General features: G+C 45.2%; 15 protein-coding genes. 8 read left to right on the top strand and 7 right to left on the bottom strand.

Annotated elements, in window-relative coordinates:
• Nucleotides 1-52 precede the first annotated feature (52 nt).
• The 5 genes from H729_RS01760 to purN all read right to left on the bottom strand — a co-directional run bounded on the left by H729_RS01760 (nt 53) and on the right by purN (nt 3889).
• Nucleotides 53-994, bottom strand: coding sequence for a thiamine pyrophosphate-dependent enzyme (locus H729_RS01760; protein WP_020448282.1), 942 nt, complete (start codon nt 992-994; stop codon nt 53-55).
• Complete coding sequence (locus tag H729_RS01755; protein WP_020448281.1) at nt 991-2157, bottom strand: transketolase C-terminal domain-containing protein; 1167 nt, start codon at nt 2155-2157, stop codon at nt 991-993. Before H729_RS01755 ends, H729_RS01760 begins: the two co-directional genes overlap by 4 nt.
• Entirely contained in the window at nt 2154-2429 is a 276-nt protein-coding gene (locus H729_RS01750) for a 4Fe-4S binding protein (RefSeq protein ID WP_020448280.1), read from the bottom strand. The genes H729_RS01755 and H729_RS01750 overlap by 4 nt, the downstream gene beginning before the upstream one ends.
• Nucleotides 2430-2990: a 2-oxoacid:acceptor oxidoreductase family protein gene (locus H729_RS01745; protein WP_020448279.1), complete on the bottom strand. Its 561-nt coding sequence runs from the start codon at nt 2988-2990 to the stop codon at nt 2430-2432. It lies immediately after the preceding gene.
• 155 nt (nt 2991-3145) lie between these two features.
• Nucleotides 3146-3889: a phosphoribosylglycinamide formyltransferase gene (purN, locus tag H729_RS01740; RefSeq protein ID WP_020448278.1), complete on the bottom strand. Its 744-nt coding sequence runs from the start codon at nt 3887-3889 to the stop codon at nt 3146-3148.
• Between the two features lie 165 nt (nt 3890-4054).
• On the opposite strand from purN, the gene H729_RS01735 reads away from it, so the two are divergent.
• Nucleotides 4055-4690: a histidine phosphatase family protein gene (locus H729_RS01735; protein WP_020448277.1), complete on the top strand. Its 636-nt coding sequence runs from the start codon at nt 4055-4057 to the stop codon at nt 4688-4690.
• Between the two features lie 7 nt (nt 4691-4697).
• On the opposite strand, the gene H729_RS09935 is transcribed toward H729_RS01735, so the two are convergent.
• Nucleotides 4698-4835 carry a hypothetical protein gene (locus tag H729_RS09935; protein WP_172618644.1) on the bottom strand — a complete coding sequence of 46 codons (138 nt, stop codon included), beginning with the start codon at nt 4833-4835 and terminating at the stop codon, nt 4698-4700.
• A gap of 170 nt (nt 4836-5005) precedes the next feature.
• Here H729_RS09935 and H729_RS01730 point away from each other — a divergent pair, with 170 nt between their 5' ends.
• The 7 genes from H729_RS01730 (at nt 5006) to H729_RS01700 (ending at nt 11639) form a co-directional block, all read left to right on the top strand.
• On the top strand, nt 5006-6295 hold the full coding sequence (locus H729_RS01730; protein WP_020448276.1) for a glutamate-5-semialdehyde dehydrogenase: 1290 nt from the start codon (nt 5006-5008) through the stop codon (nt 6293-6295).
• Complete coding sequence (gene proB / locus H729_RS01725) at nt 6292-7413, top strand: glutamate 5-kinase (RefSeq protein WP_020448275.1); 1122 nt, start codon at nt 6292-6294, stop codon at nt 7411-7413. The genes H729_RS01730 and proB overlap by 4 nt, the downstream gene beginning before the upstream one ends.
• A 38-nt stretch (nt 7414-7451) precedes the next feature.
• Nucleotides 7452-8702, top strand: a complete 1251-nt coding sequence (locus tag H729_RS01720; RefSeq protein ID WP_020448274.1) for an APC family permease — start codon at nt 7452-7454, stop codon at nt 8700-8702.
• Between the two features lie 26 nt (nt 8703-8728).
• Nucleotides 8729-9250, top strand: coding sequence for a hypothetical protein (locus H729_RS01715; RefSeq protein WP_020448273.1), 522 nt, complete (start codon nt 8729-8731; stop codon nt 9248-9250).
• A gap of 86 nt (nt 9251-9336) precedes the next feature.
• Nucleotides 9337-9834 carry a PUA domain-containing protein gene (locus H729_RS01710; protein WP_020448272.1) on the top strand — a complete coding sequence of 166 codons (498 nt, stop codon included), beginning with the start codon at nt 9337-9339 and terminating at the stop codon, nt 9832-9834.
• Nucleotides 9813-10262 (top strand): cell division protein SepF, encoded by a 450-nt coding sequence (locus H729_RS01705; protein WP_020448271.1) that lies wholly within the window; start codon nt 9813-9815, stop codon nt 10260-10262. The genes H729_RS01710 and H729_RS01705 overlap by 22 nt, the downstream gene beginning before the upstream one ends.
• Nucleotides 10263-10328: 66 nt before the next feature.
• Nucleotides 10329-11639: an HD domain-containing protein gene (locus H729_RS01700; RefSeq protein ID WP_048133804.1), complete on the top strand. Its 1311-nt coding sequence runs from the start codon at nt 10329-10331 to the stop codon at nt 11637-11639.
• On the opposite strand, the gene H729_RS01695 is transcribed toward H729_RS01700, so the two are convergent.
• Nucleotides 11636-13087 carry an RtcB family protein gene (locus tag H729_RS01695; RefSeq protein ID WP_020448269.1) on the bottom strand — a complete coding sequence of 484 codons (1452 nt, stop codon included), beginning with the start codon at nt 13085-13087 and terminating at the stop codon, nt 11636-11638. The genes H729_RS01700 and H729_RS01695 overlap by 4 nt on opposite strands.
• Nucleotides 13088-13116 lie beyond the last annotated feature (29 nt).

Below are 13116 nucleotides of genomic sequence, written 5' to 3'. Positions count from 1 at the left end.
ATTTTAAAAAAGATAATATCTAAAAATAAAAAGAGGTTTGGTTGAAAAGGTTTTAGAGTTCGGCTAGTTTGACGAGCTCATCCCATTTCTTGTCAACATTTTCCTGGATCTCATCAGCAATGTTTTCCCATTTTGAGCTTTGAAGGTGTTTGAACCTTCCCTGAGATTTTATCCAGTCGTCGATCGGGAGTTTATCTTTCTTACCCTCGGCAATGCGTTTGCTTTCGCCTGTGAGATTCCATTTTCCATGGTCATACTCATAGAGAGGCCAGACGCAGGTTTCTACAGCGAGTCTTGCAATAGCAATTGTCTGAGAGGAATCGTGTCTCCATCCTCTTGGGCAGGGAGAGATTACATTCAAGAATGCAGGGCCTCCGGCTTCGAATCCTTTGCTTGCTTTCTCGTGAAGATCCTTCCAGTTATGTGGAGAGGCCTGAGCAGCATAAGGGAGCTCATGGGCAGCTACAATTTTAGTGATGTCCTTGGGGAACTCTTTCTTTCCAGGAATTAGAGATCCTGCAGGGCTGGTAGTTGTTGAAGCACCTTTTCCAGTAGCACCGCTTCTTTGAATTCCAGTGTTCATGTAAGCCTCGTTATTCATGCATACAAACAAGAACTGATGTCCGCGCTCGATAGCTCCAGACAAAGCCTGGAATCCAATATCATATGTACCACCGTCTCCTGCAAAAGCAGCAAACCTCATCTCATCCTGAATCTTGCCTTTTCTCTTGAGAACTTTGTATGCAGATTCTACACCAGCAATAGTGGCTGCTGCATTTTCAAAGGCGCTGTGTATCCAAGGAACGTTCCATGCAGAATAGGGGAATCCTGAAGTTGAAACTTCAAAGCATCCTGTTGCGTTGGATACCACTACCGGCAGATCTGTAGCCATAAGGACCTGTCTTACAATTGTCGGTTCTCCACAGCCTGCGCAGAGCCTGTGTCCTTCTGTGAGTTTGTCTGGTTTTTCCTGAAGCTCTTCTAAGGTGATCATTTCTTCACCCCCAGATAGTTAACTTTGTGTGCACTTCCATCAATCATTGCGCGGTAGACTTTCTTCAGGTCTTCCACGTTGACATCTCTTCCTCCAAGACCGTAGATGAAGTTCACGATCTTGGGTGATTTTGCGTCAGCGGCACACATTTCTGCAGAGCATACATCAGCAAACAGCGGACCAGCCGCTCCAATGCTTAATGCACGATCCATAACTGCAACGCATTTCTTGCCTTTGACAGCTTTTGAAATTTCCTCGTAAGGGAACGGACGGAATACTCTTACTTTGATACATCCGACTTTCAGGCCTTCTGCTCTGAAGTCGTCTACCACCTGTTTCATTGTACCGGCTGTAGATCCCATGGCAATGGCAACGAAGTCTGCATCTTCTGTCTTGTATTCTTCAATGAATCCATATTTACGGCCTGTGAGTTTCTCGAATTCAGCGGCAACTTCCATGATGACCGTTTTAGCTTCCAGCATAGCCATTGCCTGATCGTATTTATGCTCGAAGTAAACTTCAGGCATATCGAAAGGACCGTATGTGTGAGGGTTTTTATAATCTAGAAGGGGCAGAAGTGCATTATATTCTCCAACGAATTTTTTGACATCCTCAGTCTCAATCGGCTGAAGTGATTCAATAGCATGGGTGACGATGAAACCATCAAGACAATTCATCACTGGAAGTCTTACTCTCAGATCCTCTGCTATGCGGAAAGACATTACTGAATTATCATAAGCTTCCTGCACATTTTCTCCGAAGATCTGAATCCATCCGCTGTCTCTTGCACCCATTGCATCCGAGTGGTCACAATGAATATTGATTGGTCCAGACAGCGCCCTGTTGGCTACAGTCATTACGATTGGAAGTCTCATGGAAGAAGCGATGTAGAGTGTTTCCCACATGAATGCAAGACCGGCAGAAGCTGTTGCTGTAACAGAACGGGCACCTGCAGCCGCTGCACCTATGCACATACTCATTGAACTGTGTTCAGATTCGCTGCAAACATACTCAGTGTCTACTTCTCCATCGGCAACATAATCCGAGAAGGCTTCCACAATGATAGTTTGAGGCGTGATTGGATATGAAGCGCAGAAATCAGGATTTACCTGTTTCCAAGACAGTGCGACTGCTTGATCACCATTAATTGCTAATCGTTTCATTGACGTCCCTCCGGGACCATTGTGATTGCCTTCTTAGGACAGTCTTGCGCACAGATTCCGCAGCCTTTGCAGTGTGTGAGCTTAAATCCTAAAACTTCACCATTTTCAACGACTATGGAGTTGTCAGGGCAAAATACCCAGCAGGTCATACAATTCACGCACTGTTCCTTGTCCAATACTGGACGGTGAGAACGCCATGACCCAGTCTCATATGACTTTGCGGTGCCTGCAGAGATGATTGCAGAAGTGGCCGTTGTTTTGTATTCTGCCATTTACTGTACCTCCTCATATGCACGCTTCACACTGAGCACATTTTTCTCAACAACTGGTGCTGGAAGCTTTCCTCCAAGTTTAATCTGCATTTCAGCAATGATGCTATCTAATCCAACGATTCCTGAAATTTTAACTAAAGCACCCAGCATTGCGGTGTTAGCCAGTGGCTTACCGATAGTCTCAAGAGCGATCTTAGACGCATCAACAACGTGAACATCCATGTCTGTGTCAAGCGTTTTCTTTAATTCGCTTACAGAAGCTGTGTTATTCACAATTAAAGAACCAGTTTCCTTCAGTCCTTCCAGCACGTTGATGTTTCCAATCAAAGTTGGATCCAAAACAGCAACATAGTCTGGGAAATAGACTTGGCTGTGCACTTTTATAGGCTCATCGGATACTCTAGCAAATGCACGGATGGGCGCCCCCATTCTTTCCGGACCAAATTCCGGGAAGGCCTTCATGAACTTACCTTCATAAAGGGCTGCACCCGCTAGAATTTCATTAGCAGTGACGATACCTTGTCCGCCTCTGCCATGCCATCTAACTTCTAATGTACTCAAGACAGTCCCTCGCGTGTTTGACGGTATGATTGAGAATATATAACTCTATCTTAGGTAATAGCAGAATATCGATTGGTATTTTACGATTTTCCCCTCATTTTCTATGAAAAATAATAAAAAAATACGTTTTTCGAAAAAAAGATTGAAAAATAAGGTTAGTTTATTTTAGAATTTATACGATCTGCTAAGCAGGGATACGTCTCCATTCTTCTACCCTCTGGATCGTAAAGATGACCGTCTTTGAGTGAGATTTCTCCATTGACAAGCATTTTGATCGTCTCCATAAGCAGGGGAGCCTCCCTTCGGGATTCTTCCGCACGGACATTCTGTATCTTTTCATCCCTGCTGCCATCTCCCGCTACAGGGGCAACCGGAAAGCTGTCATAGGCAATGGTATCCCCACGGTCAAGTTCCGGGCTGCAGATATGAACCATCGAGCCATAGCTCTCATCGCTGTTGTCGATTACCTGACCCACTATCTCCATCCATGTTCCTTTGTAAGTATCAGGCAAGGCGGGATGCAGGTTGATCAGAGGGTACTTAATGCAGGTAGCGTCATCAAATATCAGCATATATCCAGCTAGAACACCGAAATCCATGTGATAGCAATCGATTTTCTCCCTCAGTTTTTCCCCGTACTTATTTCTCCACTCAGACAGATTGCTCTTTTTTAAGGCAGGTTCAAAATTATCTGAAGGAAGGATTATCACAGGGATGCCGCGTTTTTCAGCTGAGTTTACAATCTCTGCTCTGTATACATTGTCTTTAATGTCCCGATTGATGAATACAAAGGCTAGCTCTGCATTTATGTCTCCAGAGTCCATACGCTCAATCATCGTATTATACAGATTCAAAGAACCGGGACCGCGAGCGGTTGTAAACCATCCGATTTTTTTCATAGATTTCGCACTGGAATAACATTTGTCTATATGTAGTTTTGAGCTTTTGCAGGAAGCAATATTTAAATTCACATCATGAAGACAAGCATAGATAAATGATGCATTATGACGATGTTCCAAGAAGCAAAAAGATATTTCCTAATACTTACAAATGGATGAAGAATCATGGAATCACTCCTAGAAGTTCTAAATAAAGTTCATACCCCAGCAGCAGTGGTTATTAGGCATGGAGCACGATATCCAGGAGTTGATTTAGAGAATGAGATGTCAATAGGTTTGACTGAAACGGGCATGGTTGATTCAAGAATGGTGGGTGAAAACCTCAAAAGATTTTCATCCGTCCGACTGTTTCATAGTCCAGCACTCAGATGTAGACAGACTGCAGAATGCATTGCAGAAGGGCTTAAATCAAACAATATAAACGTAGCAAGCATAGAGCAGAGATCAAGCCTTTGCGCTCCATATGTAAAAGACCAGCGGGTCATGGAAGAAGTCTCCAAGCTCGGACATGACTTCATCAGTGAATGGTTTAACTCCAATCTAAATTCAGAATGGATATACAATGTAAAAGATTCAGTGAAGATGATAGCCGGTCCTGTATTGAAAAGTCTGAGCGAAATTGAAGAAGGATCATTGGATATTCATATCTCACATGACTGGGACATAAGTCTTATGTGGAAAGAACTGGCCGGAGTGGATTACAGGAATGTGGGGTGGCCGGGCTATCTGAGCGGCATTGTATTTACAATCGAAAATGACTGCATAAACTGCATTCCTGTAACAGCACCAGTCTTTCAGTAAAACACTTTCACATTGATTCTTCATTATCCACGGTGGAAGGCTCTGGAGATCTGAACCAGTTCATTATACCGCTTACACCTGCTGCGATTACAGCTGCAAACGCCATTGTCAGAATAAACGACAATACTGTAGTTATCAGTTTCATTAACATAGAAACGGGGTGTGTAACTTTTGGAACTAGTAATTTCTCCGCTCGAAATTTGGACAATAATTAGTTTAGATAAGAACTAAACTCAATTTAATCAGTACATATATTCGTACGTACAAATCCTAACATGGAAAAGTATTTTTTAATGAGACTGTTTGAACCTTCACATGGACGCCATAAGAGCCGCCGCCGAGAAGGCTAGAAAGTCATCGTACAGCCTGTCATCAATTCCGCTTGATGTCAGAAATGCTGCGCTTGAGTCAATAGCTCTGGCATTGGAATCAAATTCTGAAAAGATTACAGAAGCCAATGCTAAAGACATGAAAGCTGCAGAGGAGATGAAACTGCCTCAGGCACTCATAAAGCGTCTGAAATATTCACAGGACAAGATCTCTGAGTCTGTAACATCGATACGATCAATCATGCAGCAGGAAGATGTGATCGGCAAGGTGCTGTCAAAAACAGAGCTGGATGAAGGCCTGATTCTTGACAAGGTCTCCTGTCCGATAGGCGTCATCGGCGTAGTCTTCGAATCCCGTCCAGATGCTCTGGTGCAGATTTCATGCCTGTGTCTGAAATCAGGAAATGCGGTTCTGCTGAAAGGCGGCTCTGAAGCTAAGAATACAAACCTCATTCTGGCAGAGCTGATTCAGAAAGCAATCATTTCTGTAGACGAAAGATTCGACGGCACCGTGCAGCTCCTCTCCACCAGGGAAGAGTTCCAGAGCCTACTGAAGCATGACGACTTGATCGATTTGATCATTCCCCGGGGATCGAACCAGCTGGTAAGGTCAATCATGGAGTCTACCAGGATACCGGTCATGGGGCATGCAGCAGGAATCTGCCACACTTATGTAGATAAGGATGCAGACCTGAAGATGGCTGCAAAGGTCTGCTTCGATGCAAAGGTACAGTACCCGGCGGTCTGCAATGCCACCGAGACGCTTCTGATTCATTCCGACATAGCAGAAAAATTCCTGCCAGTCATAGCAGAAGAATATGGGAAGGCAGGCGTGGAGATGCGCGGAGACGAAAGGGTCAGAAAGATAGTCGAGATGAGCGCTGCCTCTGAAAACGACTGGTCCGAAGAATACAACGATCTTGTAATCTCAATAAAGATCGTTGACTCTCTGAGAGAAGCCATAGATCACATCAACAGATACTCCTCACATCACACTGATGCCATAATAACATCCAGCGAAGCAGCGGCAGAGGAATTCATGGACGATGTTGATTCATCATCAACCATGTGGAATACATCCACAAGGTTTGCAGACGGATACCGCTACGGCCTGGGGGCAGAAGTAGGAATATCAACAAACAAAACACATGCTCGGGGGCCTGTAGGGTTAGAAGGATTGACAATCTACAAGTACAAACTCCGTGGTAAAGGGCAGACTGTAGCAGAGTACTCAGGAAAAGACGGCAGGAAGTACACTCACAGGAAATTACTATGAGAAATCTGGACGTTAAGAGGGTAGTTGTCAAGATAGGCACCAACACGCTGTGCAGAGAAGACGGCGGCATTAATTCTGCATATCTGGAAGATGTGGCCAGGCAGGTTGTGGAGCTGCAGTCTAAAGGCATTCAGTGCATAGTGGTCAGCTCCGGCGCCATCGGGGCCGGCTCGGCTGAACTGGGACTTGATGGCATCCAGAAAGATGTGGCAATGAAGCAGGCCTGCGCTGCTGTCGGACAGAGCCTGCTGATGAGAGCCTGGAGAGAAGCGTTCAGCATATACGGGAAAAAGGTCGGGCAAATCCTCGTGACATACGGAGCATTTTCTGACCGCACCAGGCATCTGAATCTCAAGAAGGCGATTGATGAATTGTTCAGACTCAATGCTGTCCCGATTGTGAACGAGAATGACGTTATCGCCACAGATGAAATTGAAGAGATCTTCGGCGACAACGACAAGCTTTCTGCATTAGTAGCGGGAAGCACCGACTCCGATTTACTACTCCTGCTGACAGATGTAGACGGCCTCTATGACAGGAATCCAGACGCCGATCCGCATGCCCTGCTGATACCAGTGGTAGATGAGATTACAGAAGACATTTTAAGAATCGCCGGATCAAAGAAGAATGAACGTTCCACAGGCGGAATGCGCACAAAGATCAACGCAGCGATGATCGCCATGGAATGCGGCTTCACTATGATCATTGCCAACGGAAAAGAGGAGAATGTCATCCTGAGAGTTGTTTCATCTGAAGAGATCGGAACAATGTTCACGCCTAGCTCCCACTACTCAAACAGAGAGCGCTGGCTGGCTTATGCGTTCCCTCACGGAACCATTTACATCGATAAGGGGGCAGAGGAAGCGATCAGGAACGGAAATTCCCTTCTGCCCTGCGGCATAACATCTGTCGAAGGAGCGTTCAAAAGGGGAGACATCGTCAGGATAGGGGACTTTGCAAAGGGAGTGGCGAACTTCAGCTCAGAAGAGTTGGAAGTCCAGCTGGCGCTGTGCAGAGCCGAGAGGGAAAAAGGCGAGCACTACAAGAATGAAAGTGCATTTGTGAGCAGCAGCAACATAATCCTTACAAAAAATTCTCCTGAACTGAAAGGAAATTGAGCATTCTTTTAGTATCACAGCTTGAAAAGAGCTAAGTCTTGAGCGAGCTGAAGAAAAGCATAGGGCTCTTCGGGGCAACAGCATACGGCATCGGCACGATAGTAGGCGCCGGGGTCTATGCACTCATCGGAGCAGCGGCGGGAGAAGCGGGCAATGCTGTCTGGCTGACGTTCATAATCGCTTCTGCCATAGCAATGTTTACAGCGTTAAGCTATGCAAGGCTGTCGTCTCACTATCCTCACAGCGGTGCTGAGTATGTCTATGTAGAATCAGCATTCGGTAAAGGAATTCTACCATTCATCACCGGCTGGCTGGTAATATTTTCCAGCGTGGTTTCAATTTCTGCCATCGCCCTCGGCTTCGGCGGATATCTGTCTGTTCTCATTCCGGTTCCGAAAGAAATTTCAGCAATTGCTCTGATTATTATTGTTTCATTAATAAATATAAAAGGAATAAGAGAGTCTATCGTAGCGGCTTCGATCATGACCGTTGTAGAGCTTATTGGGATAGCCGCAGTGGTAATCCTTGGAGCTCCAGACATCGGCAGCGTGGATTATTTTCAGTCTCCGCACGGCATTGCAGGAGTATTGAGTGCAGTCGGCATTGTCTTCTTTTCCATGATCGGTTTCGAGGGAATAGTCAGAATAAGCGAGGAAACAAAGAATGCTGAGAAGAATATTCCCAGAGCCCTTGTTTTGGCCTTGGTAATCTCAACAATAGTGTATGTAGCCGTATCAATAACGGCGGTAAGCCTCATTCCTTATTCAGACTTAGCCGGATCTTCTGCGCCCCTGTCTGATGCAGCTTACGCAGCAGGAGGAAGCGGTGCGGCCCTGCTCATGACTATAATCGCTCTAATCTCAACCTCCAATACTGTGCTGATAGTTCTCATCGCCACTTCGAGAATGATCTACGGCATGGCGGAGGAAGGAGCCATTCCCAGAATTTTCAGAAAAGTCAATCATAAGAGAAAGACTCCTACTGCCGCGATAGCAGCAGCAATGATTGTCGCTGCAGCTTTCTGCTTCATCGGCGGAATTGAAGCTGCAGCCTACTTAACAAACTTTACACTTTTCCTGGTGTTCCTGGCGGTAAACCTTTCTGTTCTTGGTTTAGCAAGAAAAGGAGTGAAGATCGGCAGATGGGCGGTGCCTGTGTCAGCAGTAGGCGCGGTATCATCGGCGGTGATGCTGTTTACATTCTCCTTGGAAATTGCAGTCATCTCGGCAGTAATCATTGCAATAGGGGTGGCAGCCTACCTGATCCTGACAAGAACTGAAAAGGATTAACACCGTGATGATGGAACGTAAGTAGCATGCTAGACTACAACCTGTTGGTTTCGTTCAGACCTGGAAAGGAAAAAGAAGCTGAAGATGAAATTGTCAAAAGGTCAATGGATGCCGGAGAAACCATCGAAGACTGGAATGTCTCAATGGATCCCAATCTTTATTTGGTGAGAATCAGCGGAGATCCTAAAAAAGCGGTGCAGAAGATTGCCAGGCTGGCAATGCATTTTCCAGATGTTTTTGCTTACACCCTGCAGTGGATTCCTGTGGATGAATGGATACCGTCAGACATAGATGCGGTGAACTCAGCAGTTGAGAGATACGCAGAACAGGCAGAAGATGATACCAGCATAGATATCAAGATGCTTCACACCTGCAGTTCTGATTCAGGCAGAGTTTCCGAGATGTTTGAAAGTATGTCACGGGAAGGCGGCAATGTAAAAATTGTAGTGAGGGCCATGGGAGATACGGCTTCAATTTCCATGCTCAAAAACGATGAGATGATGGATATAAATGAGATCAGAGAAAGAACCGGCATGAGAGCTGTATGACATCAATGCTGAAAAATATATTAGGGGATAAGCAATAGAGCAATGGCTAGAGTAAGAGAGCTTACCCTTGATATCATGGTGTAGACATGAGTGAAATCAGAATCAGAAAACGTCATAGGCTTAGGGAAAAGGAAGTAAGAGTCTTAGAAGATGAGATAAAACAACGTTTAGGCATTGAACAGCTCTTCGGTCAGAATGTTGCCGTAGACCGTGCAGAAGGGCCTGAATTTGATGTGATCTATGTCAACAATGAGATTCTTGGCCTTGTGTATGAAGATAAAGCCTTTCTGAGCGTTCGTGGCCTGTTGAAATATCCAGCTTCAAAATACGGGATAACCGTGGACATGGGTGCGGTGCCGTTTGTTACAAAAGGAGCCGACATCATGGGGCCTGGAATAACAGACGCTGATCCTGAAATAGTTCCTGGTGACCTTGTTTGGATTAAGGATGTTAAGAACGGAGTGCCGCTGGCAGTGGGGCAAGCCCTGATCAGCGGAGAACAGATGAGCAGCAAATCCCCTGGAAAAGCGATAAAAAATATCCATCATGTCACAGACAAACTATGGAAAGCTGGAGAAGACTGATACTTTTTCCGAATGAGATATATATAGATGATGGCATTGCGAGTTTAGAGGGATGCAAGTTGGCTTTTCCGAGATTTGGTAAAGGAGACAAAAAAGGAAACGGCGAAGGTGAGATCGAGTATCTAGACCTTGGAAGTATGTACTTTGAAGGTGAAGCAAATACAGGAAATTTCATTAAATTAGCTGAAATTTACAGATATGAAGATCTTAACAAAATCATACAAGGTGCGTATGATGGAAATATTATTCTGATTGATTATTCTCCAATTGCAAATGATCATGAGTCGCTAAGAAGGATTACCAGCGAATTGAAAGCGGTGGCCAGAGATATTAACGGAGATGTTGCGGCCATAGATAACAACGTACTGATCCTTGCTCCAAATGGAATAAAGATCGACCGCAGCAAGATCAAAGGGGGATTTAGCTGATCGCTTTAGCGCCGGACAGGCGCTTAGTCTCCAACATTTAATATACAAATTTTACATCTTTATAACGTGTCATCTAAAGTCATTCATGACAGTGTGCACGGCAGTGTAAAGGTAGAGGGTATTTTTTTAGAACTTCTTCAGCGACCAGAGATGCAGCGTCTTCAATCCATTCATCAATTGGGCTTAGCGTATTATGTTTTTCCAGGAGCTAACCACACCAGGCTAGAGCATTCTCTTGGCACATACCATATGGCTAAAAATATGGCTGCAGCTCTCGAACTCACCAAAGAAGATACTAATACTGTCTGTGCAGCCGCAATGCTTCACGACTTAGGACATGCACCATATTCTCATACATTGGAAGAAGTGATCGAAAATATCACTGGAATGGACCATATGAATACGACATGCGATATCATCATGGGAAAGATTCCATTCGTGCCGGAAAGATATACAAAGATAATGGGCGAAATTGCTCCAATTGCTGAGGTATTGGAAAATGAAGGAATATCTGCAGAGGAAGTCTGTAGTCTCATTTCTACATCAAGCAAAGAGTCGCCTAACGGCCAGACACATTTTGATTTAGAAAATGGTCAGGGAAGCTTTGGAGAAAAGAGGTATCTCGAGAATATAATCTCTGGACCGCTGGACGTAGATCAGATGGACTATCTTCAGAGAGATGCTTATTACACAGGAGTAGCACATGGAACTATCGATGTGGATAGACTGATGCAAACTGTAGCAATAGCTCATGGCGGTCTAGCGATACATAAAAGCGGCCTGGTAGCAGTAGAAGGTCTGATGGTGGCTCGTTCTTTAATGTACACCTCAGTTTATTTTCATAAAACTGTGAGAATTGCCGAAATGATGCTTTGCAAAGCAATAGATGCCGTTCCACCATCGATTCTAAATGATGCACATCTGAATACAGACTCGGCGCTTAGTTTAGCACTTGAAAACACTAACGAAGATTCACAGAGGATTATGACTCTGCTTAATTACCGCAGATTATACAAAAAAGCTCTAAGCGAGACAGCATCATCGCTTGATGATGAGCAGAGAAAAAGGCTCATTGAAGTTGCAGACTACAAGAAAAGAAAGCAGAAAGAGATTGAAATTGCCGACAGAGCTGGAGTTTCTCATTCGGATGTTACGTTAGATATTCCGAGCAAGTCAATCCTTTTGGAGGAGCTCACGATCGGCAAGACTGACGTGCCAGTTCTTGATAACGGGCGTGTGAGAACCTTATCAAAATACAGCCCGCTGGCAAGAGCAATTCAGGCAAGAAGTGTCCATGACTGGGCATTCCTGGTTTCCTCCCCGCAGCGCTACGTGGAAGATGTTAGGAAAGCTGCAGCCAAGGTTCTGTTTGATTAACCCTTCATGACGCCTAATGGCACTAGTTTGGCTACCTTCTTGGAGAGTCCGGCTCCGGCAACTACGTCGATGACGTTTTCAATGCTTTTGTAAGCATCTGGAGCTTCCTCGAGGATTCCATCCTTGGTAGCTGATTTCAGGAAAATCCCTCTTCCTTCCATGTTTGTTTTTATGCCCTGCACAGTAAATTTACGTATTGCTTCGGAACGGGACATTATTCTGCCGGCACCGTGGCATGTAGAGCCAAAAGTCTCAGCCATTCCGCATTCTGTACCGACCAGAACATAACTTCCATGACCCATGTCTCCAGGGATAAGCACAGGCTGACCGACTGAAGAATAGCACGACGGAATTTCTGGATGCTCCTTCGGAAAAGCTCTTGTTGCACCTTTGCGGTGTACGTATACCTTTCTGCGCTGTCCATCCACATTGTGCTCTTCTAATTTAGCAATGTTATGAGCCACATCGTATACCTGATGCATACCCATGTTTTCAGCATCACGTTTGAAGCACTCTTCGAATGATTCTCTGATCCAGTGAAGGATCATCTGTCTGTTTGCCCAGGCATAGTTAGCCCCGCAGGCCATGGCTTTGAAATAGTTTTCTCCGTCTTTGCTGTTTACAGGAGCGCATGCGAGTTGCCTGTCCGGCAGCTGCAGTCCAACTTGTTTCACATTTCTTTCCATTACCTGCAGATAATCCGTTGCGATCTGATGACCGCAGCCTCTGGAGCCGCAGTGAACAGTTACAGTTATCTGGCCTTTTCTGAGCCCGAAGGCTTTAGCAGCATCCTCATCAAAAATGTCCTCGACATAATCGACTTCGAGGAAGTGATTTCCAGAGCCCAGTGAACCAAGCTGGGGAATCCCTCTTTTTCTTGATTTGTCGCTTACCTTGGAAGGGTCAGCATTCTTCATTCTGCCTTCTTCTTCGGTAACAAGCAGATCTTCATCCCAGCCATAACCATTTCTAACTGCCCATTCTCCACCTTCTAGCAATACCTCATCAATCTGGCTTTTGGTGAGATTGATGAGACCTTCAGAACCTACTCCGGAAGGAACGTTTTTGAAAAGCGTAGAGATTAACTCTTTGATATGTGGCTGGACATCCGCAATCTCCAGATCTGTGCGTACCAGCCTGACTCCACAATTTATATCGAACCCAATTCCACCTGGAGAGATTACACCCTCGTCAGCATCCATAGCCGCAACTCCTCCGATGGGAAAACCATATCCCCAGTGAATATCTGGCATTGCCAAAGAGTTGCCTACAATACCCGGCAGACATGAAACATTTGCGGCCTGCTCTGGTGCATCGTCTTCTCTCAGTGCCTGGAGCATTTCACCTCCAGAATATATGACTGCATCAGTATTCATTCCGGATTTATAATCGCGCGGAATCTTCCAGCGGAAATCATCTATTTTCTCAAGTGGACCTTCGTAGCTCATTCGGGATAGCAAATAACAACGTGCTATAA

Source organism: Candidatus Methanomassiliicoccus intestinalis Issoire-Mx1 (genome assembly GCF_000404225.1).
In the GTDB taxonomy this organism is placed as follows: domain Archaea; phylum Thermoplasmatota; class Thermoplasmata; order Methanomassiliicoccales; family Methanomassiliicoccaceae; genus Methanomassiliicoccus_A; species Methanomassiliicoccus_A intestinalis.
This window is presented reverse-complemented; position numbering and strand designations above follow the sequence as displayed.